The organism is Kitasatospora sp. NPDC002551, from assembly GCF_040296005.1.
Classification (GTDB): domain Bacteria; phylum Actinomycetota; class Actinomycetes; order Streptomycetales; family Streptomycetaceae; genus Kitasatospora.
In genome coordinates this window covers 53,634-79,916 of record NZ_JBEOWI010000006.1, presented here as the reverse complement: position 1 = coordinate 79,916, position 26,283 = coordinate 53,634, and the positions used below count along the sequence as shown (strand labels likewise).

The 26,283-nt window shown below is 73.5% G+C and carries 27 protein-coding genes; 11 read left to right on the top strand and 16 right to left on the bottom strand.

Annotated features, from left to right (window positions below; all coding sequences use genetic code 11):
• Positions 1–13 precede the first annotated feature (13 nt).
• Positions 14–1,135, bottom strand: coding sequence for a S1C family serine protease (locus ABT093_RS08235; RefSeq protein ID WP_502884176.1), 1,122 nt, complete (start codon positions 1,133–1,135; stop codon positions 14–16).
• A 184-nt stretch (positions 1,136–1,319) separates the two neighbouring features.
• On the opposite strand from ABT093_RS08235, the gene galE reads away from it, so the two are divergent.
• Positions 1,320–2,303, top strand: a complete 984-nt coding sequence (gene galE, locus ABT093_RS08230) for a UDP-glucose 4-epimerase GalE (RefSeq protein WP_350561715.1) — start codon at positions 1,320–1,322, stop codon at positions 2,301–2,303.
• A 46-nt stretch (positions 2,304–2,349) separates the two neighbouring features.
• On the opposite strand, the gene ABT093_RS08225 is transcribed toward galE, so the two are convergent.
• Positions 2,350–4,683 carry an outer membrane protein assembly factor BamB family protein gene (locus ABT093_RS08225; protein ID WP_350561957.1) on the bottom strand — a complete coding sequence of 778 codons (2,334 nt, stop codon included), beginning with the start codon at positions 4,681–4,683 and terminating at the stop codon, positions 2,350–2,352.
• Positions 4,684–5,140: 457 nt separating this feature from the next.
• On the opposite strand from ABT093_RS08225, the gene ABT093_RS08220 reads away from it, so the two are divergent.
• A complete protein-coding gene (locus ABT093_RS08220) occupies positions 5,141–5,788 on the top strand; it encodes a TetR family transcriptional regulator (protein WP_266311629.1) in 648 nt (215 codons plus the stop codon).
• A gap of 202 nt (positions 5,789–5,990) precedes the next feature.
• Here the strand turns inward: ABT093_RS08220 and ABT093_RS08215 are convergent, their stop codons facing one another.
• The 6 genes from ABT093_RS08215 to ABT093_RS08190 form a co-directional block, all read right to left on the bottom strand.
• The gene (locus tag ABT093_RS08215) at positions 5,991–6,935 is read right to left on the bottom strand and encodes a beta-ketoacyl-ACP synthase III (protein ID WP_350561713.1); all 945 of its coding nucleotides are present in this window, start codon (positions 6,933–6,935) and stop codon (positions 5,991–5,993) included.
• Between the two features lie 160 nt (positions 6,936–7,095).
• The gene (locus ABT093_RS08210; RefSeq protein WP_350561711.1) at positions 7,096–8,298 is read right to left on the bottom strand and encodes a L,D-transpeptidase family protein; all 1,203 of its coding nucleotides are present in this window, start codon (positions 8,296–8,298) and stop codon (positions 7,096–7,098) included.
• A 108-nt stretch (positions 8,299–8,406) separates the two neighbouring features.
• Positions 8,407–9,570 (bottom strand): aminofutalosine synthase MqnE, encoded by a 1,164-nt coding sequence (gene mqnE / locus ABT093_RS08205; RefSeq protein WP_350561709.1) that lies wholly within the window; start codon positions 9,568–9,570, stop codon positions 8,407–8,409.
• Between the two features lie 91 nt (positions 9,571–9,661).
• Positions 9,662–10,624 carry a threonine ammonia-lyase gene (locus ABT093_RS08200; protein ID WP_350561707.1) on the bottom strand — a complete coding sequence of 321 codons (963 nt, stop codon included), beginning with the start codon at positions 10,622–10,624 and terminating at the stop codon, positions 9,662–9,664.
• A 36-nt stretch (positions 10,625–10,660) separates the two neighbouring features.
• Complete coding sequence (locus tag ABT093_RS08195; RefSeq protein WP_350561705.1) at positions 10,661–11,122, bottom strand: Lrp/AsnC family transcriptional regulator; 462 nt, start codon at positions 11,120–11,122, stop codon at positions 10,661–10,663.
• 130 nt (positions 11,123–11,252) lie between these two features.
• Complete coding sequence (locus ABT093_RS08190; protein ID WP_350561703.1) at positions 11,253–11,918, bottom strand: UbiX family flavin prenyltransferase; 666 nt, start codon at positions 11,916–11,918, stop codon at positions 11,253–11,255.
• Positions 11,919–11,985: 67 nt separating this feature from the next.
• Here ABT093_RS08190 and ABT093_RS08185 point away from each other — a divergent pair, with 67 nt between their 5' ends.
• From ABT093_RS08185 to ABT093_RS08160, 6 genes are all read left to right on the top strand, one after another.
• A complete protein-coding gene (locus ABT093_RS08185) occupies positions 11,986–12,729 on the top strand; it encodes a cyclase family protein (RefSeq protein ID WP_350561701.1) in 744 nt (247 codons plus the stop codon).
• Positions 12,730–12,808: 79 nt separating this feature from the next.
• A complete protein-coding gene (locus tag ABT093_RS08180; RefSeq protein ID WP_350561699.1) occupies positions 12,809–13,525 on the top strand; it encodes an MOSC domain-containing protein in 717 nt (238 codons plus the stop codon).
• Positions 13,526–13,625: 100 nt separating this feature from the next.
• Positions 13,626–14,036, top strand: a complete 411-nt coding sequence (locus tag ABT093_RS08175; RefSeq protein ID WP_350561697.1) for a GntR family transcriptional regulator — start codon at positions 13,626–13,628, stop codon at positions 14,034–14,036.
• A 22-nt stretch (positions 14,037–14,058) separates the two neighbouring features.
• On the top strand, positions 14,059–14,949 hold the full coding sequence (locus tag ABT093_RS08170; RefSeq protein ID WP_350561695.1) for an ABC transporter ATP-binding protein: 891 nt from the start codon (positions 14,059–14,061) through the stop codon (positions 14,947–14,949).
• A complete protein-coding gene (locus tag ABT093_RS08165) occupies positions 14,946–15,929 on the top strand; it encodes an ABC transporter permease (protein WP_350561693.1) in 984 nt (327 codons plus the stop codon). The genes ABT093_RS08170 and ABT093_RS08165 overlap by 4 nt, the downstream gene beginning before the upstream one ends.
• A gap of 107 nt (positions 15,930–16,036) precedes the next feature.
• Entirely contained in the window at positions 16,037–16,594 is a 558-nt protein-coding gene (locus ABT093_RS08160) for a SixA phosphatase family protein (RefSeq protein ID WP_350561691.1), read from the top strand.
• A gap of 13 nt (positions 16,595–16,607) precedes the next feature.
• On the opposite strand, the gene ABT093_RS08155 is transcribed toward ABT093_RS08160, so the two are convergent.
• Positions 16,608–16,982: a VOC family protein gene (locus ABT093_RS08155; RefSeq protein ID WP_350561689.1), complete on the bottom strand. Its 375-nt coding sequence runs from the start codon at positions 16,980–16,982 to the stop codon at positions 16,608–16,610.
• Positions 16,979–17,218, bottom strand: coding sequence for a 2'-5' RNA ligase family protein (locus ABT093_RS08150; RefSeq protein WP_350561687.1), 240 nt, complete (start codon positions 17,216–17,218; stop codon positions 16,979–16,981). Before ABT093_RS08150 ends, ABT093_RS08155 begins: the two co-directional genes overlap by 4 nt.
• A gap of 53 nt (positions 17,219–17,271) precedes the next feature.
• Here ABT093_RS08150 and ABT093_RS08145 point away from each other — a divergent pair, with 53 nt between their 5' ends.
• Positions 17,272–17,808 carry a GNAT family N-acetyltransferase gene (locus ABT093_RS08145; protein WP_350561686.1) on the top strand — a complete coding sequence of 179 codons (537 nt, stop codon included), beginning with the start codon at positions 17,272–17,274 and terminating at the stop codon, positions 17,806–17,808.
• A 7-nt stretch (positions 17,809–17,815) separates the two neighbouring features.
• The gene (locus tag ABT093_RS08140) at positions 17,816–18,592 is read left to right on the top strand and encodes an alpha/beta fold hydrolase (RefSeq protein WP_350561684.1); all 777 of its coding nucleotides are present in this window, start codon (positions 17,816–17,818) and stop codon (positions 18,590–18,592) included.
• Here ABT093_RS08140 and ABT093_RS08135 read toward each other — a convergent pair.
• From ABT093_RS08135 to ABT093_RS08120, 4 genes are all read right to left on the bottom strand, one after another.
• Complete coding sequence (locus ABT093_RS08135) at positions 18,579–19,199, bottom strand: DJ-1/PfpI family protein (RefSeq protein WP_350561682.1); 621 nt, start codon at positions 19,197–19,199, stop codon at positions 18,579–18,581. The genes ABT093_RS08140 and ABT093_RS08135 overlap by 14 nt on opposite strands.
• An 85-nt stretch (positions 19,200–19,284) precedes the next feature.
• Complete coding sequence (locus ABT093_RS08130) at positions 19,285–19,761, bottom strand: HIT family protein (RefSeq protein WP_350561680.1); 477 nt, start codon at positions 19,759–19,761, stop codon at positions 19,285–19,287.
• Between the two features lie 9 nt (positions 19,762–19,770).
• Entirely contained in the window at positions 19,771–20,721 is a 951-nt protein-coding gene (locus ABT093_RS08125) for a HEAT repeat domain-containing protein (protein ID WP_350561678.1), read from the bottom strand.
• 94 nt (positions 20,722–20,815) lie between these two features.
• Positions 20,816–23,335 (bottom strand): collagenase, encoded by a 2,520-nt coding sequence (locus ABT093_RS08120; RefSeq protein ID WP_350561676.1) that lies wholly within the window; start codon positions 23,333–23,335, stop codon positions 20,816–20,818.
• 315 nt (positions 23,336–23,650) lie between these two features.
• On the opposite strand from ABT093_RS08120, the gene ABT093_RS08115 reads away from it, so the two are divergent.
• Positions 23,651–23,866, top strand: coding sequence for a DUF4287 domain-containing protein (locus ABT093_RS08115; RefSeq protein WP_350561674.1), 216 nt, complete (start codon positions 23,651–23,653; stop codon positions 23,864–23,866).
• 21 nt (positions 23,867–23,887) lie between these two features.
• Here the strand turns inward: ABT093_RS08115 and mqnP are convergent, their stop codons facing one another.
• Together mqnP and ABT093_RS08105 are read right to left on the bottom strand one after the other, a co-directional pair.
• Positions 23,888–24,793 carry a menaquinone biosynthesis prenyltransferase MqnP gene (gene mqnP, locus ABT093_RS08110; protein ID WP_350561672.1) on the bottom strand — a complete coding sequence of 302 codons (906 nt, stop codon included), beginning with the start codon at positions 24,791–24,793 and terminating at the stop codon, positions 23,888–23,890.
• Positions 24,790–26,247 (bottom strand): menaquinone biosynthesis decarboxylase, encoded by a 1,458-nt coding sequence (locus ABT093_RS08105; protein WP_350561670.1) that lies wholly within the window; start codon positions 26,245–26,247, stop codon positions 24,790–24,792. The genes mqnP and ABT093_RS08105 overlap by 4 nt, the downstream gene beginning before the upstream one ends.
• Between the last annotated feature and the right edge of the window lie 36 nt (positions 26,248–26,283).

The following is a 26,283-nucleotide window of genomic DNA, read 5'->3' as shown; positions in this document are numbered from 1 at the left end:
CCCCGAAGACGCCCTACGGCGTCTGCAGGGTGCCGAGGGTGACGTCGGCGGTCCTGCTCTGACCGTCCCGGTTGTAGGTGACGGTCACCTTGCTGCCCGGCGCGAGCGAGGCCAGCGCGGTGGTGAGCGAGTTCAGCGAGTCGACCGGGGTGTCGCCGATCTTCGTGATCACGTCGCCGACCTGCAGGCCCGCCTGGTCGGCCGGGCCGCCCGGCGCGACCGCGACCACCACGGCGCCGGACGGGCGGAAGTTCTGGTCGAAGTAGGTCCGGGCGGTGATGCCGAGGGCGGCCCGGCCGGAGTTGGTGACCTTGCCGTCCTTGATCAGCTGGTCGGCGATGCTGGTCACGGTGGACGCCGGGATGGCGAAGCCGATGCCCGGCGCGGCGGCGCCGTCGGACTGCGGCTCGGTGGCGGCCAGCGTGTTGATGCCGATCACCTGGCCGTCCAGGTTGACCAGCGCGCCGCCGCTGTTGCCGGGGTTGATCGCGGCCGAGGTCTGCACCATGTTGCCGATGACGGCGCCCGGCGAGCCCTGGGTGCTCGGCTCGGTGACGGTCCGGCCGGTGGCCGAGACGATGCCCTGGGTGACGCTGCTGGAGAGCCCGAGCGGGCTGCCCATGGCGAGGGTGATCTGGCCCAGGTCGACCTTGGTGGAGTCCCCGAACTTCGCGGGCTTGAGGCCGTCCGGCGGGCTGCCCAGCTTGATCACCGCGAGGTCGGAGTCCGGGTAGCTGGCGACCAGGGCGGCGTCCAGCGGCTTGGTGCTGCCGGCCAGGGTGACGGTGAAGGTGGTGGCGGTGCCGACCACGTGGGCGTTGGTGACGATGTCGCCCTTGTCGTCGTAGACGATCCCGGAGCCCAGGCCGCTCGCGGTGGTGATCTGCACCACCGAGGGCAGCACGTCCTTGATCACCCGCTGGTAGTCGGACTGGAGCTGGTTGGCCCCGCCCGGCTGGGCGGTGGCGCTACCGGAGGCGGTCGGCGAGCCGTCCGCCCGCGCGGACGACGTGTCCGAGGAGGCGCCGCTGCTGCACCCGGCCAGCGCGAGCGCGGTCAGCACGGCGGCGGCCCCCGGCGCGAGCAGCCGCCGCACGGAGGTCCCGGGCCCGGACGGGCGCGGTCCGGCCGGGATCGGACGGGTGGGCTCCTTCTTGCGGTTCACCGTGACGGCCTCCGGATTCCTCAGCGCGCGGCCACGGCGGGCCGCTCGAACGCGACGCAGAGATCTTTGTCAGCATTTCACCGAAATGTCCGGTTCCCCGCCTCCGACGCGCCCACGACACCACCGCGAGATCCCCGCACCCTAGGATTCGCCCATGACTTGGTTGATCACCGGCGGGGCCGGATACATCGGCGGGCACGTCGTTCAGCAGCTCCTCGACGCGGGCGAGCGCGTGGCCGTTCTGGACGACCTGAGCACCGGCGACCGGACCCGGCTGCCCGAGGGGGTCGCCCTGGTCGAGGGGTCGACCCTGGACCGGGCCGCGCTGGACGCGGCCGTGCGCGAGCACCGGGTGGAGGGCATCCTGCACTTCGCCGCCAAGAAGCAGGTCGGCGAATCGGTCGAGCAGCCCTTCCTGTACTACCGGGAGAACATGATCGGCCTCCAGACCGTCCTGGAGGCCGCGGCCGAGGGCGGCGTCAAGCGCTTCCTCTTCTCCTCCTCCGCCGCCGTCTACGGCATGCCCGACGTCGACCTGGTGACCGAGTCGACCCCGTGCGCCCCGATGAGCCCCTACGGCGAGACCAAGCTGGCCGGCGAGTGGCTGGTGGCCGCGGCCGGCAAGGCCCACGGGATGTCCACCGTCGCGCTGCGCTACTTCAACGTGGCCGGCGCCGCCTCGCCGGAACTCTCCGACGCGGGCGTGTTCAACCTGATCCCGATGGTCTTCGAGCGGCTCACCGCCGGTCAGGCCCCCCGGGTCTTCGGCGCCGACTACCCCACGCCGGACGGCACCTGCGTCCGCGACTTCATCCACGTCTCGGACATCGCCTCGGCCCACGTGGCCGCCGCGCGGCGGCTGGCGGCCGACCCGGCCGGGGAGACCTCGCTGGTCCTCAACATCGGGCGCGGCGAGGGCGTCAGCGTCCGGGAGATGCTCGACGTGATCGGCAAGGTCACCGGCTACGACACCACCCCCGAGGTCACCCCGCGCCGACCCGGCGACCCGGCCCGGGTGGTCGCCTCGGCCGAGCTGATCCACCGCGAGCTGGACTGGACCGCCGGGCACGACGTCGAGTCCATGGTGGCCTCGGCCTGGGAGGGCTGGTGCAGCCGCCACCCGGAGGCCCGGAAGTAGCGCGACCGCGGCGGGGGCCACGGGCCCCCGCCGTCCCCGCCCCGGGTCAGTGCGAGGGCACCGCGGTGCCGTAGAAGGCGTCCAGCGCGTAGACGCAGCGGTCCTTGCTGCCGACGAAGACCTTCCCGCCGACCGCCACCGGCGAGCCGGTCAGCTCGCCCTTGGTGCCGAGCTCCCAGCGCAGCTGGCCGCTGGCGAGGTCCACGGTGTGCAGCGAGTGGTCCCGGCTGCCGAGGTGGACCAGCCCGTCGGCGACCGCCGGGGAGCCGACGATCTCGCCGCGCGCGGTGTACCGCCAGCGCTCCCGGCCGCTGCCCGCCTCGAAGGCGTAGAGCGTCTCGCCGCTGCCGACCAGCACCATGCCGTCCCCGACCACCACCGGCTCGGCGCCCTGCCGGGTGCCGGTCACCGCGCGCCAGCGGTCCCGGCCGGTGGCCGCGTCCAGCGCGTACACGGTGCCGAGGTAGTCCGCGACGTAGACGGCGTCGGCGTCCAGCGCCGGCGGGGTGAACAGCACCACCGGGGCCTCGAACCGCCAGCGCTCGGCGCCGCTCGCCGCGTCCAGCGCGTACACCCGGGTGCCGGCCGTCACGTACAGCACGCCGGAGCGCTCGACCGGGCGGGAGGGCACGTCCTCGCCGACCGGGACCGACCAGCGCAGGCCTGCGCCGCGCGGGTCCACGCAGCGCAGCCGCCCGCCGCCGTAGTAGTACGCGGCGCCGCCCACCAGGGCGGGGCCGGACTGCGGGTTCTCGAAGTCCTGCTGGGCGTCGTCGGCGCGCCACAGCTCGGCGCCGGTGGCCGCCGCGCGCAGCTGGATGCCGCCGCCCCGCACGCCGCAGCAGAGCACGCCCTCGGCGGCGTCCAGCGAGTACACCCAGCCGTCCAGCGAGTGCCGCCAGTGCTCGGTGCCGTCGGCGACGTCGACCGTGTACAGGTGCGGGCCGTCGGCCGCGTGCACCCGGCCGGCGTCCACCGCGAGCGCCCAGGCGACGTCCCGGGTCTTGTAGCGGCGCTGCCCGGACGCGATGTCCAGGGCGTGCACCTCGAAGCTGGAGACGAACAGGGTGCCGTCGGCGACCACCGGGGTGCCCCAGACCTCGTTGGACATCCGGAACCGCCAGGGGCGCCAGCGGGCGGCGCGGGCCGGGGGCGGGGTGATCCGCCGGACCCAGTCGGTCTCGGCGGGCGGCGCGCCCGGGCCGGCCTGCTCGGCGCGCGGCCCCGGCCCTATCCGGACCGAGGCGCCGGGCAGCCGCACCTCCTCGCCCTCGTCGGCGACCGGCCGGCGGTGCCGGCTGGGGGCGGCCAGCTTCTCGGTGGCGGCCTCGGTGTCCGGCCCGGGCGGGGCGTGGTGCACCGGCCCGGCGGGCGGCGGGGGGTGTCCGGCGACCGCCCGGGTGCGCGGGTCGTCCTGGCCCGGGTGCGGCGCCGGGACCGGCTGCGGGGCGGGCTGGGGCGCGGGCTGCGGCGGGAGGGGCGGCGGCTGGCGGCGGCCCCGCTTGCGCTCGATCAGGGCGAGCGCGTCGGGCGGCAGCCAGTCCCCGGCCTCGCCGGAGGCGTCGTCCCGGGAGAACAGGTGCGGGGCCAGTTCGACCTGGATCTGCTCCGGGGTCGGCCGGTGCTCGGACGCCGGCCGCATGCAGGCGCGCACCAGGTCGACCAGCTCCGGCGGCAGGCCGGAGAGGTCGGGCTGCTCGCGCAGCAGCTGGAAGACGGTCTCCACCGGGTTGGCGCCCCGGTACGGCGGGTGGCCGGTGGCGCAGAACACCAGCAGCGAGCCGAGCGAGAAGACGTCGCTGGCGCCGGTGACGCCCCGGCTGTCCCGGGCCTGCTCCGGCGACATGTACGCCGGGGTGCCGACCGCGACGTTGGTCATGGTGAGCCGGGTGCTGGAGACGCCGGCGGCGATGCCGAAGTCGATCACCCGGGGGCCGTCCTCGACGACCAGCACGTTGGACGGCTTGAGGTCGCGGTGGACCAGCCCGGCGGCGTGGATCGACTGCAGGGCCTCGGCGATGCCGGCCACCAGCCAGCGCACCGCCCCGACCGGCAGCGGCCCGCACTCGGTGACCAGGTCCTCCAGGGACGGCGCCGGCACGTACGCGGTGGCCAGCCAGGGCACCCGGGCGTCCGGGTCCGCGTCGACCACGGCCGCGGTGTAGAAGCCGCCGACCGTCTTGGCTGCCGCGATCTCGCGCGCGAAGCGGACCCGGAACAGCTCGTCCTCGGCCAGCTCCCCCCGGACGGTCTTGATCGCCACCCGCCGTCCGGCGGGCGATCGCGCCAGGTAGACCAGGCCCATGCCGCCCGCCCCGAGCCGCCCCAGCACCTCGAAGGGCCCGATCCGCCTCGGATCGTGCGCCGTCAGCTGGTCCACCCGCTGCCACCTCCCCGTCTTGAGCACCGCCCGCGTGGTGCCGAGCACCCACCGCGTGGTGCCGGACCCGATTCTCCAATGCCGCCCGGCCCATCTCCAACCTCCCCCGCCCACAGCGCCGTCCGGCCCCTTCCCGGCTCCACCGGCCGGTCAGCGGCTCCGGAACGGCCGGATTCTGACGTCCGCTCCGGCACCGGCTTGCACCCGACACGCCCGGGAGTGCAGCGAGGGGCAGCTCACACCACCGATTGGGTCGTCACGCTCCGTTACTCGATAACCCCTCAGCGAAGGGGTCGTCACCCTGTGGCGTCGCGGGTATACGGGGGGGCGTCAAGGAGGGCCGCGGAGGCCCGGAAATATCCCTCCGAAGGGCTCCGGACGGCTATACCAACCCCCGTGCGGAGTAATTGTCACATCACCGAATCGCGCCAAGATCGGGCCACGGTAAGCTGACGGCATGACAGGACAAGTTCGCACCGTCGACGGTCGCGTCGCCGGGCGACGCGGACAGGAGACGCGGCAGAAGCTGCTCGACTGCCTCCGCGAGATGCTCAGCACGTCGCCCTATCGGGACGTCAAGGTCATCGACGTCGCCCGTATGGCGGGTACCTCCCCCGCGACCTTCTACCAGTACTTCCCGGATGTCGAGGGCGCCGTCCTCGAAATCGCCGAGGAAATGGCCAAGGACGCCGACACGCTCAAAGAGCTGGTGGCCGGAAAGTCCTGGGCAGGGAAGTCCGGCACGGCCACTTCGGAAGAACTGGTCGACGGATTCCTCGCCTTCTGGCGCAAGAACGACGCCATTCTCCGTGTGGTCACGCTCGGTGCCGCCGAAGGGGACAAGCGGTTCTTCAAGATCCGCATGACCGTCCTCAACGCCGTCGCCAAGCCGCTCACGGAGGCCGTCAAGGAACTCCAGGCGAAGGGCCAGGCCGACAAATCGCTGGACCCGGCCGCGGTCGCCGGATCGCTGGTCTCGCTGCTCGCCTCGGCGGCCGAGCACCAGAAGGCCTTCACCTCCTGGGGCGTCAAGGTCAAGGACCTCAAGCCCAACCTCGCTCCCCTGGTGTACCTGGGCGTCACCGGCAAGAAGGCGCCCAAGTAGACCGTTCCGCTACGACCCATCTTCCGCTTCGCGCGCGCCCCGGCCTCCTGTCCGGGGTACGACGGACGGCGGCCGTGTCCTCGGGGGAGGTCCGCCGGCGGTCCGCTGCGCGCCACGACATGCCTGTGGGCGGTCACCCTTCGAGGGTGACCGCCCACAGGCATGTCTGTCGGAAAGGGGCCACAGCGGCCTCAGCCGGGGCTCACGGGCAGCGGACGACCTGGCCGGCGTAGGCGAGGCCGCCGCCGAAGCCGAACAGCAGCACCGGGTCGCCGGGCGCCAGCTCGCCGCGCTCGACCAGCTTGGAGAAGGCCAGCGGGACGGAGGCCGCCGAGGTGTTGCCGGAGTCCACCACGTCCCGGGCCACCACCGCGTCGGTGACCCCGAGCCGGGACGCGATCGCGTCGATGATCCGCAGATTGGCCTGGTGCGGCACGAAGCCCTTCAGCTCGGACGGGTCGATCCCGGCCCGCTCGCAGGCCTGCCGGGCCAGCGGGGCGATCTGGGTGGTCGCCCAGCGGAAGACCGACTGGCCCTGCTGGCTGATCACCGGGTCCCAGCCGGTGATCACCACGGCGTCGCCGCGCTCCGGCTCCGAGCCCCAGACCACCGGCCCGATCCCCGGCTCGGCGCCGTCCTCCTGGGCCTCGACCAGCGCCGCGCCGGCGCCGTCGCCGAAGATCACGCAGGTGGAGCGGTCCGTCCAGTCGAGGGTGTCCGACATCCGCTCCGCGCCGATCACCAGGGCCGTACGGGCCGCTCCGGCGCGGATCGCGTGGTCGGCGGTGGCCAGCGCGTAGGAGAAGCCCGAACAGACCGTGTTGATGTCGTAGGCGGCCGGCGAGCGCACCCCGAGCCGGGCGGCGACGGCCGCCGCCGTATTGGGGCTGCGCTCCACGGCGGTGCAGGTGGCGACCACGACCAGGTCGACGTCGGACGCCGTCCGGCCGCTGTTGGCCAGCGCCTTCTGCGCCGCCTCTGCGGCGAGGTCGACGACGGTCTCGCCCTCCGCGATGTGCCGCGTCCGGATGCCCACCCGGCTGCGGATCCACTCGTCGTCGGTGTCGACCAGCTTCGCCAGGTCGTCGTTGGTGAGGACCTTGGGGGGCTGGTAGTGGCCGAGTGCCACGATGCGCGAACCGCTCATACTGCCACTCAACCCGGTTACCCGCTGGTCAGCCGCTCGCGCCCGGCTACAGGATCCGCGCCGTGAAGCTGTAGGAGGCCGACAAGGACCGTTGCGGCAGACGGGTTCCGGCCCCGCGCGGAATCGGACCGCGGGGAGGTGATCGTGCCCGATCGGCCGGTCAGGCGGCCAGCGAAGGGGCGTCGCCCATCACGATCACCGGGTGGGCGGCCGGGTCCAGGGTCCGGATCAGCTGCGCCATCTTGTCCTCCGGGATGGAGACGCAGCCGTGCGTCGGACCGCCGTGGTCGACGTGGATCCAGATCCCGCCGCCCTTGGTCGAGCCGTTCGGGCGGCGCGGGTCGAGCGGGGAGTTGCCGGGCACCCGGTTGTAGTTGATCGCGACGACGTAGTCGAAGGAGCCGGCCAGCTGCTCGCCGGCGAAGCCCGTCCCGGAGACCACGAAGTTGGCGTCCTTGTCGTAGGGGAGCCTGCTGCCCGGATCGGCCTTGCGTCCGCCGGCGTCGGTGAGCGAGAAGACGCCGATCGGGCTGCGCAGGTCGCCCTCGTTGTGATCGGTGGTCCAGCCCTTGAACGCGTTGTGGCCCTGCCAGCTCTCACCGGCCAGCCAGCGGCCCTCGGCGGTGCGGCTCCACAGCGTGACGGTGGCCCGGTTGGTGTCCCTGCCCTCGCCGCTGGCCAGCACCACCTGGGTGGTCTCGGCGGGTATCCGGCCGACGAAAGCGGCACCGAGGCCCGGGATCGCCTCGACCGAGCCGTCGGCGCGGGCCTCGCTGCGGCCGGCGGCGGGGACCTCGCTCTGCCGGGCGTCGGCGGCCTGGGCGGCCGGGGCGGTCGGCGAGGCCTGGTCGGCCACCGGCTGCGCGGCCGGCCGGTCGGGGGTCCCGACGCCCTCGGGGCCGGGGCCGTCGGCGGTGGTCACGCCGGGGCGGGCGGAGTCCTCGCCGACGGTGTACCAGCCGGCGGCGGCCGCCAGCAGCAGCGCGGTGCCGGCGACGGCGACGCGGCCGGTGCGCTTCTTCTTGGGCTTGCGCCGGTGCCCGCGGGCGGCCGCGCGGCCGCCGGCCGGGGCGGCGGCCGCGCGCTGCCGGGGCAGCGGCGCCGGCTCCGGCTGCGGCCGGGCCTCCGGCTCGGCGGGCGAGGTCCGGAACGGCTGGTCGTACGCGTCGTACGCGTTGTACCCGTCGTCGCCGTCGTGGTTTCCGTGCCCCTGGTCCTGCACCTGGTACAGCGGGGCGTCGTACTCCTGATCGCCGCCGTACGGCTGCTGCTGGGCGCCGTACGACTGCTGCGGCGCCTCGTACACCGCCTCGTACACCGGCTCGTACGACGGGTACGGGGAGGTGCGACGGTAACCGGACATGTGGCCGATCCTGCCAAACGGAGGCCGGGTTGCGAAACCCGGGGGCCTGTGCGGGCCCCGTGAAGAAGCCGCCGCCCGGGCCCCGGGGGCCCGGGCGGCGGCCCGTGGTCAGAGGCGCATCGCCTGCGGGGTCTCCCGGCGGGCCAGGTCAGGGCCGTCGTACTCGCGGATGATCTCGTAGCGGGTGTTGCGCTCCACCGGGCGGAAGCCGGCGTCCCGGATCAGGCCGAGCAGGTCCTCGCGGCTCAGCTTGTTCGGGGTGCCGAAGTTGTCCGCGTCATGGGTGATCTTGTACTCGACCACCGAGCCGTCCATGTCGTCCGCGCCGTGGCTGAGCGCCAGCTGCGCGGTGGTGACGCCGTGCATCACCCAGAAGACCTTGACGTGCGGCACGTTGTCGAAGAGCAGCCGGGAGACCGCGAAGGTCTTCAGCGCCTCGGCGCCGGTGGCCATCTCGGTGCGCGCCATCAGCTTGTTGCGCACCACGCCGTCCTTGGAGTCGTGGAAGTCGTGCTGGTAGCGCAGCGGGATGAAGACCTGGAAGCCGCCGGTCTCGTCCTGCAGCTCACGCAGCCGCAGCACGTGGTCCACCCGGTGGCGGGGCTCCTCGATGTGGCCGTACAGCATGGTGGCCGGCGTCTTGAGGCCCTTGCTGTGGGCGAGCCGGTGGATCCGCGACCAGTCCTCCCAGTGGGTGTCGTGGTCGACGATGTGCTGGCGGACCTCCCAGTCGAAGATCTCCGCGCCACCGCCGGTCAGCGACTCCAGGCCCGCGTCGATCAGCTCGTCGAGGATCTCGTCGGCGGGCAGGCCGCTGATCCGCTCGAACCAGTGGATCTCGGTGGCGGTGAAGGCCTTGAGCGAGACGTTCGGCAGCGCCGCCTTCAGCTCCCGCAGCGAGCGCGGGTAGTAGCGCCACGGCAGGGTCGGGTGCAGGCCGTTGACGATGTGCAGCTCGGTGAGGGAGTCCACCTCCATGGCCTTGGCCAGGCGGACGGCCTCCTCGATGCGCATCGTGTAGGCGTCCTTCTCGCCCGGCTTGCGCTGGAACGAGCAGTACGCGCAGGACGCGTTGCACACGTTGGTCATGTTGAGGTGACGGTTGACGTTGAAGTGGACGACGTCGCCGTTCTTCCGCGTCCGCACGTGGTGGGCGAGGCCGCCCAGCCATGCCAGGTCGTCGCTCCCGTAGAGCGCGATCCCGTCCTCCCGGGTCAGCCGCTCACCCGCGTAGACCTTCGCCTCCAGCTCGCGCTTGAGCCCTGCGTCCATGCGGTGCCCCGCCTCCTCCGACTTCGAATCCTTGCCGGAACGAGCGTACGCCCCCACCGGGGGCGGTTCGCGGGCAGCCGCCCCGCGCGGGTCAGCCGGCGAGCAGCTCCGCCAGCAGCGAGGGCTCGATGTTGCCGCCGCTCACCACGGCGGCCACGGCCTGCCCGCCGAGCTCGGCGGCCCGGTGGAAGTAGGCGGCCGGGGCGACCGCGCCGGACGGCTCGGCGACGATCCGCCCGCGCCGGGCCAGCAGCGCCACGGTGGCCCGGATCTCGTCCTCGGTGACGGTGACGATGTCGTCCACGTAGGCGGTGAGGTGCTCGTACGGCAGCGCGCCCACCGAGGGGGTGCGCAGGCCGTCGGCGATCGTCCGGTAGGTGTCGGCGACCGGCCAGGCGATCCGCTCGCCGGCCCGCAGGCTGGCCTGGGCGTCGGCGGCCAGTTCGGGCTCGACACCGACCACCCGCACACCGGGGCGGGTCAGCTTGAGCGCCGCCGCCGTGCCGCCGATCAGCCCGCCGCCGCTGACCGGGACGAGCACGGTGTCCAGCTCCGCCGGGGCGTCCTCGGCGATCTCCAGGCCGACCGTGCCCTGGCCCGCGATGATGAACGGGTCGTCGTACGGCGGCACCCAGACGTAGCCGTGCCGCTCGGCCAGCTCGGCGGGCACCGTGTCGCGCTCCTGCGGCGACACCAGCAGCACCTCGGCACCGAACGAGCGGGTGGCCTCGACCTTGACCGCCGGCGAGGTGTCCGGCATCACGATCACGGCCTTGATCCCGAGCAGCCCCGCGGCGTACGCCACCGCCTGCGCGTGGTTGCCGCTGGACTGGGCGACCACGCCGCGGGCGCGCTCGTCCCCGCTCAGCGCGGCGAGCCGGTTGTACGCCCCGCGGGTCTTGAACGCCCCGGTCGGCTGGAGGTTCTCCGGCTTCAGCCAGAGCCGGCGCTCGCCGTCCGCCGCCCAGGGGGCGGGGACCAGCGGGGTGCGCACCGCGACGCCCGCGATCCGCTGCCGGGCCGCGCGCAGTTCCTCCAGACCGACCAGTGCCATGACCGCCACTCCCCCGCGTTCCGTCCGTACCGTTGGTTACTCGCCGTCGGCGAGCGGCAGCTCACTGACCCGGCTCTCCCACTTCGTGGAGAGTACGACGGTCGTCCGGGTGCGGGCCACGCCCTTCGTGCCCGAGATCCGCTTCACCACCGACTCCAGGCCCTCGACGTCCGGCACCCGGACCTTGAGCATGTACGAGTCGTCACCGGCGATGAACCAGCAGTCCTCGACCTCACCGAGGTCCTTCAGCCGGAACGCCACGTCCTCGTGGTCCGCCGCGTCGGTCAGCTGGAGGCCGATCAGGGCCGTGACCCCGAAACCGAGCGAGGCCGGGTTGACCGTCGCGCGGTAGCCGGTGATGACGCCGGCCTGCTCCAGGCGGTTGATGCGGTCCGTGACGCTCGGGCCGGAGAGGCCGACCAACCGGCCCAGCTCGGCGTAGGAGGCGCGGCCGTTCTCCCGCAGCGCCTGGATGAGCTGTCTGTCCACCGTGTCCATATACCGTCCCGCGTCCTTCCGAACCTCACCAGACCCACAGATCATTATCCGGATTCAAAGGCGCCGTGCGCGGACCAACCCGGATATCGCAGAGAACATACTCTCCCGTCCTGCGGTATCTCACTCCCCCTCAGGCCGACCGTTCGGCCCCGCGGGCCGCCGCGCCCAGCTCGCCCTCCCAACGGCGGTACAGCGTGTGGGGCACGCCGACCGCGTCCAGCACCCGTCCGGCGACGAATCCGACCAGTTCGCCGACGGTGGAGCCGCCGGCGTAGAACCCGGGCGAGGCGGGGAGCACGACCGCGCCCTGCGCGTCCAGTTCCACCAAGTGCTTCAACGTCACCCCGTGGAGTGGCGTCTCGCGGACGCAGACGACCAGCGGGCGCCGCTCCTTGAGGGTGACGCTGGCGACCCGCTGCAGCAGGTCCTTGCTGAGGCCGAGCGCGATCCCGGCCACCGCGCCGGTGGTCGCGGGCACCACCAGCATCCCCTTCGCGGGGTACGAGCCGCTGGACGGGCCGGCCGCGAAGTCGCCCGCCGGCCAGTACCGGACGTCCTCCAGGCCGTCCTCCGGGACGTCCAGCCAGGTGGCCAGGTCGGCCCGCCAGTGCGCGTCCCGGAAGGCGATGCCGGTCTCGTCCAGGATGGTCAGCCGCGCGGCCCGGCTGACCACCAGGTCGACGGACTCGCCCGCGGCGAGGAGGGCGCGGATCACCGCGGCGGCGTACGGGGTGCCGGACGCGCCGGAGACCCCGACGACCCAGGGGCGGCGCACTGGCTGTTCGGGCTTTTCCATAGTGCCTACTTTCTATCTCCACTCGGCCCCTCACTCCGCCCCGGCCCGCCCTGCGAGGATGGGCGGCATGGCCACGACCCTCGTCGACCTCACCCACCAGGTGACCACCGCGATGCCGGTCTACCCCGGCGATCCGGCCGTCCTCCTGGAGCCCGCCCTCACCACCGCCACCGCCGGGGTGAACGTGCTCGCCGTGCACCTCGGCTCGCAGTCCGGCACCCACGTGGACGCGCCGTACCACGTCGACGTCACCTGGCCGACGCTGGACGGCCTGCCGCTGGAGCGGTTCACCGGACCGGCCGTGGTCGCCGACCTGCGCGGCCTCGAACCGCGGGCCGCGATCACCGCCGAGCGGCTCGCGCCCGCGCTGGAGCGGGCCGGCGAGGGCACCGTCCTGCTGCTCGCCACCGGCTGGGCGCGGCACTGGGGCACCGACGCCTACCTGGCCCACCCGAGCCTGACCGCGAGGGCCGCGGAGGCGATCGTGGCCGCCGGGGTGCGCACCGTCGGGGTGGACGCGCTCAGCGTCGACCCGACCCCCGATCCGGGCCCGGGCGATCCGGCGGTCGCCGCGCTGCTCGCCGACCTCACCGACGAGCACGACCAGCCGGCCGCCGAGGAGCCGACGCTGGCGGCGCACCGGGTGCTGCTCGGGGCGCCGGGCGGCGGGGTGATCGCGGAGAACCTGACCGACCTGCGGCCGCTGCTGGCCGCGCAGGAGGCGGGCCGGCCGGTCGAGGTGTCGCTCTTCCCGCTGCGGCTGGTGGCGGCGGACGGGGCCCCGGTGCGGGCGGTCGCCCGGCTGGGGTGAACGTCCGGGGACGAACGCCTTGCCACGCCGGGTACTTGGTCTAGACCATCATCGGCGGGCGGCGGTACGCTGTCCGGCCATGGCAGAGATCATCGGAGTCATCGAGCAGCTCTGGCGCTACCCCGTGAAGTCCACCGGCGGCGAGCGGCTCGACTCCGTCGAGGTGGACGACCGCGGGCTCGCGGGCGACCGCCTCTACGCCGTGCGCGACGGCGACGGCAGGCTCGGCTCCGGCAAGAACACCCGCCGGTTCCGGCGGATGGACGGCCTGCTCCGCCTCTCCGCCCGGCTCGGCCACCGGCTCGACGGCCCCGAGCTGTTCGACCCGCTCGGCCGGCCGGTCCTCGACCCGGCCGCCTTCCTGCGCGCCTACCTGCAGCGCGAGGACGTCGAACTCGCCCGCGAGGACGCCGTCTCGCACTTCGACCAGCTCCCGGTCAGCGTGCTCACCACCGCCACCCTGGACTGGGTCGCCGAGGCCGCGCCGTCCGCCGTGGTGGACGTCCGCCGGTTCCGCCCGAACGTCCTGCTGCGCACCGCGCCGGGCACCCCGCCGTTCACCGAGGACACCTGGTTCGGGCGCGAGGCGCACGGCTCCGCGCGCTCAGGCGCCCGGCTCGCCTTCGTCCGCTCCAGCGAGCGCTGCGCGATGACCACCGCCGCCCAGCCCGGCCTGCCGCACGCGCCGGAGATCCTCAAGGCCCTCGTCCAGTTCCACGACGGCCGGCTGGACGCCCTCGCCGGGGTCGCCGCCCCCGGCCGCCTCGCCGTCGGCGACACCCTGACGCTGGCCTGATCCGCGCTCCCCCGGCTTCCCGTCAATTCATCGTTCCGTTTCGCCACTTGACTCACCCGCGCCTATCCTGTCTTACTGTCGTAAGACAGGAGAACAACTGGTGATCGAGTTCGTGCTCGACGGCCGCTCACGGGTGGCCACGTACATGCAGCTGGTCCTGCAGGTGAAGCAGGCGCTGCGGGTCGGACTGGCGCAGCCCGGGGACCGGCTCCCCAAGGTGCGGGACGTGGCCCAGGCCCTGGCGATCAACCCCAACACCGTGCTCAAGGCCTACCGGGAGCTGGAGCTGGAGGGGCTCGCCGAGGGCCGGCCCGGGGTGGGGACGTTCCTGGTCCGCACCCTGGCCGGCCCGGCCCTGGCCCACCAGGCCGCGCTGCGCGAGGAGTTGGTGGCCTGGCTGGGCAGGGCGCAGGCCGCCGGGCTCACCCGCGAGGACATCGCCGCGCTCGTCGACACCACTCTGCGGGCCACGCCCGACCGGCCGCCCACCAACGGGACCGGGCCGGTCTGACAGTCATCTTGGGGGAACACACATGACGGAAGTCGCTCTGCGCACCGAGGCGCTGGGCAAGCGCTACGGGCAGACCTGGGCACTCCAGGACTGCTCGCTGGAGCTGCCCGCCGGGCGGATCGCCGCCCTCGTCGGCCCCAACGGCGCCGGCAAGTCCACCCTGCTCCACCTCGCCGTCGGCCTGTTACGGCCCGACGCCGGGCAGGTCCGCGTCTTCGGACGGGACCCGCGCCACGACCGCGACGCCCTGGCCGACCTCGGCTTCGTCGCCCAGGACACCCCGCTCTACCCCGACTTCACCGCCACCGAGCTGATCACCATGGGCCGGCGGCTCAACCCCCGGGGCTGGGACGGACCGGTCGCCCGCGACCGGCTCACCCGGCTCGGCATCCCGCTCGACAAGCCCGCCGGAAGGCTCTCCGGCGGCCAGCGCGCCCAGGTGGCGCTCGCGCTGGCGCTCGCCAAGCGGCCCCGGCTGCTCCTGCTCGACGAGCCGGTGGCGGCGCTGGACCCGCTGGCCCGGCACGAGTTCATGCAGGCCCTGATGGGCGCGGTGGGCGAGTACGGGACCACCGTCCTGCTCTCCTCCCACCTGCTCGCCGACCTCGAACGGGTCTGCGACCACCTCGTACTGCTGCACACCTCCCGGGCCCAACTGGTCGGGCCCGTCGACGACCTGCTCGCGTCGCACTGCCGGCTGGTCGGCCCGAGGATCGCCGAGGGCGCCGCCGTCCCCGGGGTGGCCGCGGTGATCCGGGCCAGCCACACCGAACGGCAGTCCACCCTGCTGGTGCGCACCGACGGCCCGGTGGACGAGAGCCGCTGGACCGTGCACGACGTCACCCTGGAGGACCTCCTCCTCGCCCACCTCGGTGCTCCCGGCACCGCCGCGCTCCCGGAGGTGGCCGCGTGATCTGGCTGACCTGGCGCCAGCACCGCAAGCAGGCCCTGTGGACGGCCGTGGCCCTCGCCGCGCTCGCCGCCGTCCTCGTGCCCACCGGGCTGGCCATGCGCTCGTCCTTCGAGGACTCCGGCCTCGGCGCCTGTCTGCGGGCCCTCGGTCACGCCGAACTCGTCGACGGCGGCGGCTGCGAGGCGCTGAGCCAGCGCTTCAAGAGCAAGTACGAAACGACCACCTACCTGGCCATCCTCCTCGTCCTGCTGCCGGTCCTGGCCGGAGTCTTCCTCGGCGCCCCGCTGGTCGCCCGGGAGGTCGAGAACGGGACCCACCGGCTGGTCTGGACCCAGGGCATCAGCCGCCGGCGCTGGATCCTCACCAAGTTCGGCCTGGTCGGCGCGGTCGCGCTGGTGCTGTCCGTCGGCTACGCGCTCGGCTCCGCCTGGTGGCTCGGGCCGCTCACCGCCAACGGCCTCGGCCGCTTCCGCTTCCTGGTCTTCGACGTCCAGGGCACCGCGCCGATCGGGTACACCCTGTTCGCGGTCGCGCTCGGCATCCTGACCGGCACGCTCAGCCGCCGGGTGCTGCCCGCGATGGGCATCTCGCTCGCCGCGTTCATCGCCGTCCGGGCCCTGGTCGAACTGCTCGCCCGCCCCTCCTTCATGCCGACCGAGACGCTCGCCTACGCGGTCGACGGTCCGGCCATGGTCAACCGCTTCGCCGGCTCGTGGGTCTACCAGGAGGGCGTGCGCAACGGCACCGGCGCCCTCGTCATCCCCGACGCCCGGATCAGCTGCGGAGGCGGCGAAGGCGTCACCCAGTGCCTGGCCGGCCTCGCCCGGGACGGCTACGGCCCCGGCCCCTACACCAACTGGCTGGAGTACCAGCCGGCCGACCGCTTCTGGACCTTCCAGACCATCGAGACCGGGATCTTCCTCGCCCTGACCGCCCTGCTCGTCGCGCTCGCCATCCGGCGCGTCCGCCGCATCGCCTGAGCCCGCGGCACGGGCGGGCGAAGGCTCCTGACGGGCTGTTGCTACCATCCGCGGACCGGCCGGATCGTGTGCGTCCGGTCGTTCCGGCCCGGGGAAGGGGAGGCACCATGACCGCCGACGGCGCCCGGAGGATCGTCCTGGTCCGCCACGCGCGGGCCGAACGGGAGACCGCGGTCGACCACGAGCGGCGGCTGGACGAGCGGGGCCGCACCGAGGCCGCCCTGACCGGACGATGGCTCGCCGCGTCCGGCGTCGCGCCCGGCCTCGCGCGGGTGTCCAGCGCCCGGCGCACCGGCGAGACCTGGGAGCTCGTCCGCGCGGCGCTCCCCGAGGCGCCCGCGACCGTCCACGAGCGGCGGATCTACGACGTCAGCGTCGACATCCACCGCCGCGAGGCCGGGGTCGACGCGCTGATCGGGATCCTGCGGGAGACGCCGGAGGGCTCGGGCGACCTGGTCGTGGTCGGCCACAATCCGAGCCTCCACGACCTGGTCGCCGTCCTCGCGGCCCGGGGCCGGGACGCGGCGGAGGACGGGCTGTCCCGGCAGGTGGCGCGGTCCGGGTTCCCCACCGCCGCCGTCGCCGTCCTCGCGGTCGACGGCCCCTGGCGGAGCCTCGGACCCGGCCGCGCGCGGCTGACCGGCTTCTGGGCTCCGGCCGGCTGACCTCCCCGAACGCTCAGGGGTGGGCCGGGAGGAGGCAGACCGGGTGACCGGCGGGGTCGGCGTAGATCCGCCAGCGGCCCGCGTCGTGGAGGAGGGTGGCACCGAGGGCGAGGACGGCCGGCTCGGCGGTGGCGAGGTCGGGGACGTCGACGTCCAGGTGGGCCTGCTGCGGGTGCGCCGGGTCCGGCCAGCGGGGCGGACGGTGGTCGGCGACGCGCTGGAAGCAGAGCACCTGGCCGGTGGGGGTGTGCAGGGTGGACCAGTCCTCGCCGAGCGACCAGCGCGGGTCCGGCCGGTCCACCTCGCCACCGAGCAGCCCGGCGTAGAACCGGGCCAGCACCGCCGGGTCCGGACAGTCGAGGACGAGGCACTGCAGCCGACCGATCATGGCGCTCCTTCGTGGTGGGCGGAGAGGGGGAAGTCGGCCCTGGCGGCGAGGAGTTCGCCGAGGCCGCCGAGCACCGCGGCGTCCAGCCGGTCGGCCGGCGGGAACGGGTGCGGCACCGTGACGCGGGCGGGAACGCCGAGCCGCGCCGACGGGTCGTACCGCTCGCGCCAGGGCCCGACGACGGCCTCCGCCCGCGGCACCGGGAGGATCGGTGCGCTCTCGCCCGCCTCTGTCATACCGGCATTGTCCACGCTGGACAGCGGTCGCCGCAGGACATGACCATGAGCGGATGATCACAGGTGGCGGTATCCGGCTGGAGCGGCTGGCGGACGGGCACGCGGCGGCGGTGCTGGCGTTCGAGCGGGAGAACCGGGCGTGGTTCGCGCGGTCGGTGCCGGACCGGGGGGACGCGTACTTCACGGCGACCGGGTTCGCCGGCCGGCACCGGGCGCTGCTCGCCGAACAGGCCGACGGCACCTGCCACTTCCACGTGGTGCTGGACGCCGGCGGGCGGATCGTCGGGCGGGTCAACCTGGTGGACGCCGCGGGCGGCAGCGCCGAACTCGGCTACCGGGTCGGCGAGTCGGCCGCCGGACGGGGCATGGCGCGGGCGGCCGTCGAGCAGGTGTGCCGGCTGGCGGCCGGGGAGTACGGGCTGCGCGATCTGACCGCCGTGACCACGGTCGACAACGCGGCCTCCCGGGCGGTGCTCGCCCGCACCGGCTTCACCGAGGAGGGCGAGGCGGTCGTCGGCGGACGGCCGGGCCTGGCGTACCGGCGCGTGCTGGGGGTGCGGGGTTCGGCGACCGGCTCCGGCGGGCAGTAAGCGGGGCATGACGATCCCTCACCGCTTGGTCGGTACCGGCGCCCACAAGGTCCTGGTGCTGCACGACTGGTTCGGCACCAGCGCCGGGTGGGGGCCGTTCCCGGACTACCTGGACGGCTCCGCCTTCTCCTACGCGTTCCTCGACTACCGGGGCTACGGCGAGCGCAAGGACGTGCCCGGCGCCTACACGCTGGCGGAGATCGCGGACGACGCGCTCGCGCTGGCCGACCAGCTCGGCTGGCCGGAGTTCTCGCTGGTCGGGCACTCGATGGGCGGCAAGGCCGCCCAGCAGGTGCTCGCCCGGGCGCCGCACCGGGTGCGGAAGCTGGCCGGGCTGGCGCCCGTCCCGGCCGGGCCGTACCCGATGGACGCGGACGGCGAGGCCCTGTTCTACGGCGCGGCCGAGGACCGGGCGAAGCGGTACGAGATCCTGGACCTGGTGACCGGGCGGCGGGCCGGCCGGGCCTGGCTCGACGGGATGGTGGACCGCTCGCTGGAGCTGTCCACCCGCGAGGCGTTCGGCCGCTACGTGCGCGACTGGGCCACCGCCGACCTGGTGGAGGCGGTCGCCGGGAACCCCGTACCGGTCCGGGTGTTCGCCGGCGAGCACGACCTCCTGCTGACCGCCGAGGCGATGCGCGCCACCTTCCTCGTCCACTACCCCAACGCCGACGTGCGGGAGCTGCCCGCCAGCGGCCACTACCCGATGCACGAGACACCGGTCGCGCTGGCCGCCGCCCTGGAGTCCTTCCTCGCTGCGAAGGCGGGCCCTAGAGTTCCCTGATCCGCTCCCGGACGGCGGGCGAGGCCTTCGCCCAGGAGCCGCTGTCGAAGGGCGGGCGGGGGTCGTACTCGGCGTGCAGCTGGATCGCCCGGGCGGTGGTCTCGTCGGTGAGCAGGGCGGCGAGGTGGAGCGCCATGTCGATGCCGGCCGAGACTCCGGCCGCCGTGACGATCCGGTCGCGGCGCACCACCCGCTCGGGGGTGTAGGTGGCACCGTACGCGGCCAGTTCGCCGGCGGCCGCCCAGTGCGTGGTGGCGGCGAGGCCGTCGAGCAGCCCGGCGGCCCCGAGCAGCAGCGCACCGGTGCACACGGAAGCGGTGAACCGGGTGGTCGTGTGCACCCGGCGCAGCCAGCCGACGAAGGCCTCGTCGCCCATCAGCGGCCGGGTGCCGTGCCCGCCCGGCACGAGCAGCACGTCGCACGCCGCGACGTCCGCGTACCGGGCGGGCACCTCCAGCCGCATCCCGCCGATGCTGTCGGCCACCGGCCCCCGCCCGCCCGCCGCCACGAACCGCACGGTGGCCCCCGGAAGGTAGCCGAGCACCTGGTACGGCCCGATCGCGTCGAGCGGCTCGAAGTCGTCGAAGAGCACGATGGCGATGTCCATGTCCCGCAGCGTAGGCGCGAGTCGGCCACCCGTCCCGCCCCCGGTCAGCGGATTCACGAGAACGAGTGGTCTGCACCACTGGCCTTTACCCCAGCGCATCCAGCTCCGCGCCGATGGCGGTGCGCAGGGGGTCGTGGGCGGGGGTGAGGGGGTGGGTCGGGGCGGTCCAGTGGGTGCGGGGGTAGAGCCAGACGGGCAGGCGGACGAGGTCGGCGGGCTCCCAGTCGTAGCGGGGCCAGACGTGGGCGTGCAGCATCGGGTCGGTGTTGCCGAGGATCTCCAGGTTGACCCGGCGGAAGGCCGGGTCGGCCGCCCGGCAGGCGCGTTCGACGGCCTCGCCGAGGCGGTCGAGGTCCTCCAGGTACGCCAGCCGGCGGGCCCGCGGCAGGTCGGTGAGCCGCTCGACGCCCGGCTCGTCGGTGAGCAGGATCGCGTAGCCGGGCAGGAACTGCACGTCCCCCATCACCGCGAAGCCGGCGGCCAGCCGCCGGACGACGGTGGGGTTCTCGCCGCGCAGGGCGCTGCCGACGCGGTCGGACTTCCAGTCGCCGGTGTCGCTCATGGGCCGATGTTAGGGCCCGCCTCGGGGCGTGCCGGTCGTCGGGTGATCGGATCCCACCAGTTCGGCCGCCCGCAGCGGGTCGCCGCCCGCCCGGGTCAGGAGCGCCCCGACGTCGTGGACCGGCCCGTCGGGGGTGCCGCCGACGCCCAGGGTCAGCCCGGGTTCGCAGCGGGCCGCCCACACCGCGGCCGCCAGGTCGGGCCGCAACCGCTCCAGCGCGTGCACCAGCTCCCAGGCCGCGCCGTCCAGCCGGGCCCGCCGCGCCGGATCGCAGGCGGCGAGGGCCTGCGCCACCCCGGGGTCGTCCGGGTCGTAGTCCTCCAGCAGCGGCAGCAGTTCGGGGGCGCCCAGGATCTCCGCCGCCCCGAAGGTGAGCACGGCCGCGCCCTGCGGATCCGCCAGCAGCTCGCGCATCAGCGGCACGGCCCGCGGGTCGCGCCGCCGGGCCAGGCCGCGGATGCCCTCCTCCCGGGCGTCCGGGTGCTCGTCCCCGGTCCGCTCCCAGAGCGCCGCCCGCACCTGCGGGCCGTCCGCCGCGCACTGGAACCCGAGCGTGAACGTCGCCCAGTCGCGGACGTCCGGGTCGGGGTCGCGGGTCAGGGTGAGGAGCGCGCGGACACCGGGGGCGTCCGGCGGGCCGGCGGCCACCTCGTCGAGGGAGAGCGCGGAGGCGACCTGTCGCCGTACCCCGGCGTCGGGGTGACCGGCCAGGGCGACCAGGACGGGCACCGCCCGCCCGTCGCCGGTCCGCCCGAGGGCCCTCGCCAGCCAGGCCAGGACGCTCCCGTCCCGCTCCCGCTCGGCGTGTGCGAGCAGCACGGCCGCCGCCTCGGCCCGGACCGCCTCGTCGCGGTCGGCCGCCTCGCCCACCAGGTCGCAGCCGGCCGCCCGTTCGGCCGGCTCCGCCGAGCGCAGCAGCTCCGCGCCGTGGGCGAGTGCCGCCGCCGTGTTCATCACCATCCGGCCAGTCTGGCGCACGGCCCCCGCCCGCACACAGCGCTTCGACGCCCGGCCGGGAAGTCCCGGCCGGGCGTCGGTCGCCGTGCTTCAGGGATCAGAACTCGGTGCTGATCGTGACGCCGCTGAAGTCGGTCACGGCGTGCAGGCTGAGGTAGCGGTAGCCGGCCGTGGGGTTGGTGACGGTGATGGACTGGGTGGTGCCGGTGGCGGTGGAGGAGGCGGTGAAGGCCTTCGGCGAGGCCCAGGTGTCCGCGTTGTAGTACAGGTGCGCGGTGCCGGTGCCGCCGGAGGCGGTGACCTTCAGGGTGGTGGTGCCGGCCGGCAGGTAGACGTACAGGTAGTCGGTGTTGCCGGCGGTCGCGGCGCGGCCGGTGCGCGAGCAGTTCTTGCCCATCGCGTCGGTGCGCGGCTCGGTGCAGGTCGGCAGGGTGGCCGGGGCGGCGGTCACGGTGACCGTGGCCGGGGAGGTGGCGCTGCGGCCGGTGTCGTCGGTGGTGGTCAGGGCGACGGTGTACGAGCCGGCCGCCGCGTAGGTGTGGCTCGGGTTGCGCTCGTCCGAGGAGGTGCCGTCGCCGAAGGTCCAGTGCCAGGAGGTGATCCGGCCCGGGCCGGTCTGCACGGACCGCTCGCTCACGCTGACGGTCGCGCCGTTCACCATGGTGTCGAACAGCGAGGTCGGGCCGGCCGCGTAGCAGGCGCCGGCGGCGCAGGCGGTGAGCCAGGCGTCGAAGTCGGCGTCGTAGGAGGTGCCGAGGTTGTTGTAGACCGCGTAGCCGCCGGGGTAGTCACCGGCGCGGAACCGCTCCAGCATCGCCTGGACGTCGGCCGGGTGCTTCTCCAGCATGTACCGGACGGCCAGGTAGCCCCACGGGTAGGTGCGGGTCGAGTCCGAGTTGGCGTAGGTGTTCTGGAAGAGGGTGCTGAGCTTGTAGGTGTGCTTGGCCGCCTGGGCCATCGCGTCGACGTCGGTGGCGCCGCGGTGGCTGTACGAGACGTACTCGGCGAGGCCCTCGACCCACCACTTGTTCGGAACGGACGACTGGGTGTCGTAGTTGCCCTTCAGGTTGTAGATGCTGTCGAGGTAGTGGGTGTACTCGTGGTTGAGGTTCCAAACCCGCGCGGGGTCGTTGACGTTCCAGGCCTTCTGGTACATCACGGTCACGGCCCGCTTGTTCGGGTCGGTCGCGTCCATGACGGTCTGGCCGCCGTTGTCGGTGTCGTTGCCGTAGATCGCCCACGAGTAGGTCGTGTAGTCGGTCTTGTTGGCGAAGATCCCGAAGGTGACGTTCTTGGCGTACTGGTTCGGGATGGGCCCGTTGTCCTTGACCGTGTTGTGGAAGAGCGCGTCCTGGCTGCGCAGGCTCTCGCAGGCGGTGGCCAGTTCGGCGGCCGACAGGGCCTGCGCCTGGAGGATGCGGTTGTCGCAGACCAGCTGGTTCGGCAGGACCACCGAGGTGAGCTTGGCGGGCAGGTCGCAGATGCCGTAGTACGAGCACTGACCGCCGTTGTAGTAGGCGGCCTGGACGGCCGTGTACACGTACAGCGGCGCGTGCGGCGTGAGGAGCGGCGCGGAGTCCAGCACCTTCTTGACCAGGGGCTTGGCCAGGGCCTCGGCGGCGGGGCTGGTTCCGGCGAACCGGGCCAGGTCGTTGCCCGCGTTGGTGTCGAGGACGGCGTTGGGCCCGCCGAGCAGGTCCCTGTGGTTGATCGCGAAGTCGGTGAGCGAGTTGATGAGGGCCGGGTCGGCCGCGAGCGCCCGGACGAAGTCCGCGTTCCGGTAGCCTCCCCAGAGCGGGTAGAACAGCACGGAGTTGACCGCGCTGATCATCTGCGGGAACGCGTTGTACGAGTTGTCGTACCCGTCCAGGATCCGCTTGTAGACGCCCATGTAGCGGGCCTGGAGGTTGGCGCTGTCGGTCAGCCACACCACCTCCTTGAGGATGCGGCCGTTGTCCTCGGTGACGTCGCGCCAGCGGGTGCCCGCGAAGAGGGTGTCCAGGGCGGACGAGACGGCGGCGGCGAGCGCGGGGGTGTACGGGCCGGCCGCGGCCGGGTAGTTGAACTGGATGAAGTAGCCCACCTGCAGGTACTTCACCAGTTGCGCGATGCCGGTCGAGTTGTCGCCGGTGTAGCCGGCCGCCAGGTCCTTGAGGGCGGCCGCGACGGACAGCATCCGGGACTGCTGGAAGATGCTCGGGTCGGCCTTGCCGCCGCTGTACAGCGACTTGATGCAGTCCGGGGTCGAGCTCTTGATGAACGCGACCAGGTCGGCCCCGGTGCGGGCCGCGAAGTCGGCCGCGGTGCAGCTCTGCACGGCGAGGGACTTGAACTGGGCGGGGGCGCCCGCCTCGGCCGGGTCGGCCAGGCGCGTCGCGCCGAGCAGCGCCGGGGGCAGCGGGGCGGCGGGCTCGGCGTGGTCCTCGGAACCCGTCGTCGTGGTCGGGGCCGGGAGGCCGACGGGGCCGGCCGTGGGCGTGGTCGGAGCCGGGCCGGGGGTGGTGGCGGTGGCGGCGGGGGGCGCCGCGAAGGCCTGGGCCGGCAGCACGGCGGTGGCCGTGGCGCAACAGGCGACGACGCCTGCCGCGAGCATGGAGAGTCTGGTGCGCAGGAGCACGCGGAATCCTTCGTCGAGTGGGGGCAGCCCGACGTGGGGTCGGGCTGAAGGAAGGAGATTTGGCGTGGATCCTGTCACCGACCGAAGGTCAGAACAATGTCACAGGTCAAATGACACACGATTTCCGGCCACCCCGGCGCACCGCGGGCCGGGAGGTCCACCCGCATCCCCGCAGGCCGGCGCGGTGTGCGGACTGGCCGATCCTCGCCCCCGCCCGGGCCGCCCGGGATGTGATCCGGGTCACCCCCCGCGACCGATGAGTTTTCACGCCGCGTCCGGTCCTATGAACAACGAACGAAGAAGGAGAGCCCCACCATGACCGCCACCCCCGCCGCCAAGGGCCCCGCCAGCTACTTCCCGTCCATCGAGAAGACGTACGGGCAGCCGATCGCGCACTGGAAGGAGCTGATCCGCTCCTCGCCGCTGACCAGGCACATGGAGCTGGTCGCCTGGCTGAAGGAGGAGCACGGGCTCGGGCACGGGCACGCGAACGCCCTCGTCAAGCACACGCTCGACGAGGGCGGGAAGTAGGGGCCCCGGCGGGGCGCGGCCTCAGACGCCGAGGCCGCGCACCACCAGGTCCACCAGCGCGAAGAAGAACAGCGAGATGCCGACGAAGCCGTTCGTCTGGAAGAACGCCCGGTTCAGCCGCGACAGGTCGTTCGGCTTGACGATGGTGTGCTCGTAGACGAAGGCGCCCGCGACCACCAGCAGGCCGATCCAGAACGCCGCACCCGCGTCGGTCAGCACCGCGTACCAGCCGAGCAGCAGCGTGGTGAGCACATGGCAGCCGCGCGCGCCGCGGATCGCCGCCGGGACGCCGAAGCGCGCCGGCACCGAACGCACGCCGCCCGCCCGGTCGGACGCGACGTCCTGGCAGGCGTAGATCAGGTCGAAGCCGCCGATCCAGATGCCGACGGCCGCGCCGAGCACGACCGCGTCCCAGGACCAGCTGCCGGTGACGGCCAGCCAGGCGCCCACCGGGCCCATCGCCTGGGCCAGGCCCAGGATCGCCTGCGGGAAGTCGGTGAACCGCTTGCCGTACGGGTAGACGACCATCGGCACCACGGCGACGGGCGCGAGCGCCAGGCAGAGCGGGTTCAGCAGCGCGGCCGCGCCGAGGAAGACCACCAGGGCGAGGGCCGAGCCCACGTACGCGGTCTTCAGCGAGACGGCGCCGGTGACCAGCTCGCGCCCCGCGGTGCGCGGGTTGCGGGCGTCGATCTCCCGGTCGATGATCCGGTTGGCCGCCATGGCGAAGGTCCGCAGGCCCACCATGCACACCGTCACGATGAACAGCTCGGCCCAGTGCACCCGCTCGTCGGCCAGGAACATCGCGGTCAGCGCGGCGATGTAGGCGAACGGCAGGGCGAAGACCGAGTGCTCGATCATCACCAGCCGCAGGAAGGCCTTGACCTTGCCGGGCGGCACCTCGGGGAGGGCGGCGGCGGTGCTCACAGCCCGTACTCCTTCCAGCGACGGCTCACCAGGGCGGCGGTCGCCGGGTCGGAGCTGACCATCTCGGGCCAGCCGCCATCCCGGGTGTAGCCCTCCTCGGGCAGCTTGCGGGTCGCGTCGATGCCCGCCTTGCCGCCCCAGAACTGCTGGTAGGAGGCGTGGTCGAGGTGGTCGACCGGACCCTCCACCACGGTGAGGTCGCGGCTGTAGTCGACGTTGCCGAAGGCCCGCCAGGCGACCTCCTGGTAGTCGTGGACGTCGCAGTCGGAGTCCACCACGATGATCAGCTTGGTCAGCGACATCATGTGCGCGCCCCAGATGGCGTGCATGGTCTTCTGCGCGTGCTTCGGGTACTTCTTGTCGATCGAGACGATCACGCAGTTGTGGAAGCCGCCGGCCTCGGGCAGGTCGTAGTCGACGATGTCCGGGATGATGATCTTCAGCAGCGGCAGGAAGAAGCGCTCGGTGAACTTGCCGAGCGGGCCGTCCTCCGTCGGCGGGCGGCCGACCACGATGGACTGCAGGATCGGCCGGCGGCGCATGGTCACGCAGTCGATGGTCAGCGCCGGGAAGGGCTCCTGCGGCGTGTAGAAGCCGGTGTGGTCGCCGAACGGCCCCTCGGGCAGCAGCTCGCCGGGCTCCAGCCAGCCCTCCAGGACCACCTCGGCGTCGGCCGGGACCTGCAGCGGGACGGTCTTGCAGTCCACCATCCGCACCCGCTCGCCCGCGACGAAGCCGGCGAACAGGTACTCGTCGATGTCGCCCGGCAGCGGCGCGGTGGCCGCGTAGGTGACGGCCGGCGGGCAGCCGAAGGCGATCGCGACCGGCAGCTTCTCGCCGCGCTTGGCGGCCACCGCGGCGTGGTTGCGGCTGTCCTTGTGGATCTGCCAGTGCATGCCGATGGTGCGGCGGTCGTGCCGCTGCAGCCGGTACAGGCCGAGGTTGCGGATCCCGGTGTCCGGATCCTTGGTGTGGGTGAGGCCCAGGTTGAAGAAGGAGCCGCCGTCCATCGGCCAGGTGAACAGCGCCGGCAGCTCGTCCAGGTTGACGTCCTCGCCGGTGAGCACCACCTCCTGCACCGGGGCGTCGCCGGACTTCACGTGCTTCGGCGGCACGTGGGCCATCGAGGCGAGCTTGCCGAAGGCGTCCCGGAAGCCGGTGAAGCCCTGCGGCAGCTCCGGCTTCAGCAGGCCGGAGATCTTGTCGCCGATCTCCTCCGGGCCCTTGAGGCCGAGCGCCTTGGCGAGCCGGCGCTCGGTGCCGAAGACGTTCATCGCCAGCGGCATCGTCGAGCCCTTGACGTTCTCGAACAGCAGGGCCGGGCCCTTGGCCTTCTGCACCCGGTCGACGATCTCGCCGATCTCCAGATGGGGGTCCACCTCCGCCTTGATGCGCTTGAGGTCGCCTTCGCGGTCGAGGGCCCGCAGGAACGAGCGGAGATCGTCGTATGCCATGCCTGCCAGTATCCGCCACCCGCTAGCCTGGCCTGT

Excerpts from the sequence above, each read along its gene's own strand:
- ABT093_RS08160 (WP_350561691.1), top strand. The coding sequence starts at position 16,037 with ATGACCGCCGACGGCGCCCGGAGGATCGTCCTGGTCCGCCACGCGCGG.
- ABT093_RS08215 (WP_350561713.1), bottom strand. The coding sequence starts at position 6,935 with ATGAGCGGTTCGCGCATCGTGGCACTCGGCCACTACCAGCCCCCCAAG.
- ABT093_RS08155 (WP_350561689.1), bottom strand. The coding sequence starts at position 16,982 with ATGATCGGTCGGCTGCAGTGCCTCGTCCTCGACTGTCCGGACCCGGCG.
- ABT093_RS08105 (WP_350561670.1), bottom strand. The coding sequence starts at position 26,247 with ATGGCATACGACGATCTCCGCTCGTTCCTGCGGGCCCTCGACCGCGAA.
- ABT093_RS08150 (WP_350561687.1), bottom strand. The coding sequence starts at position 17,218 with ATGACAGAGGCGGGCGAGAGCGCACCGATCCTCCCGGTGCCGCGGGCG.
- mqnE (WP_350561709.1), bottom strand. The coding sequence starts at position 9,570 with ATGGACGCAGGGCTCAAGCGCGAGCTGGAGGCGAAGGTCTACGCGGGT.
- ABT093_RS08195 (WP_350561705.1), bottom strand. The coding sequence starts at position 11,122 with ATGGACACGGTGGACAGACAGCTCATCCAGGCGCTGCGGGAGAACGGC.
- ABT093_RS08200 (WP_350561707.1), bottom strand. The coding sequence starts at position 10,624 with ATGGCACTGGTCGGTCTGGAGGAACTGCGCGCGGCCCGGCAGCGGATC.
- ABT093_RS08125 (WP_350561678.1), bottom strand. The coding sequence starts at position 20,721 with ATGGTGATGAACACGGCGGCGGCACTCGCCCACGGCGCGGAGCTGCTG.
- ABT093_RS08185 (WP_350561701.1), top strand. The coding sequence starts at position 11,986 with ATGGCCACGACCCTCGTCGACCTCACCCACCAGGTGACCACCGCGATG.
- ABT093_RS08140 (WP_350561684.1), top strand. The coding sequence starts at position 17,816 with ATGACGATCCCTCACCGCTTGGTCGGTACCGGCGCCCACAAGGTCCTG.
- ABT093_RS08115 (WP_350561674.1), top strand. The coding sequence starts at position 23,651 with ATGACCGCCACCCCCGCCGCCAAGGGCCCCGCCAGCTACTTCCCGTCC.
- ABT093_RS08180 (WP_350561699.1), top strand. The coding sequence starts at position 12,809 with ATGGCAGAGATCATCGGAGTCATCGAGCAGCTCTGGCGCTACCCCGTG.
- ABT093_RS08130 (WP_350561680.1), bottom strand. The coding sequence starts at position 19,761 with ATGAGCGACACCGGCGACTGGAAGTCCGACCGCGTCGGCAGCGCCCTG.
- galE (WP_350561715.1), top strand. The coding sequence starts at position 1,320 with ATGACTTGGTTGATCACCGGCGGGGCCGGATACATCGGCGGGCACGTC.
- ABT093_RS08190 (WP_350561703.1), bottom strand. The coding sequence starts at position 11,918 with ATGGAAAAGCCCGAACAGCCAGTGCGCCGCCCCTGGGTCGTCGGGGTC.
- ABT093_RS08135 (WP_350561682.1), bottom strand. The coding sequence starts at position 19,199 with ATGGACATCGCCATCGTGCTCTTCGACGACTTCGAGCCGCTCGACGCG.
- ABT093_RS08145 (WP_350561686.1), top strand. The coding sequence starts at position 17,272 with ATGATCACAGGTGGCGGTATCCGGCTGGAGCGGCTGGCGGACGGGCAC.
- ABT093_RS08210 (WP_350561711.1), bottom strand. The coding sequence starts at position 8,298 with ATGTCCGGTTACCGTCGCACCTCCCCGTACCCGTCGTACGAGCCGGTG.
- ABT093_RS08170 (WP_350561695.1), top strand. The coding sequence starts at position 14,059 with ATGACGGAAGTCGCTCTGCGCACCGAGGCGCTGGGCAAGCGCTACGGG.
- ABT093_RS08220 (WP_266311629.1), top strand. The coding sequence starts at position 5,141 with ATGACAGGACAAGTTCGCACCGTCGACGGTCGCGTCGCCGGGCGACGC.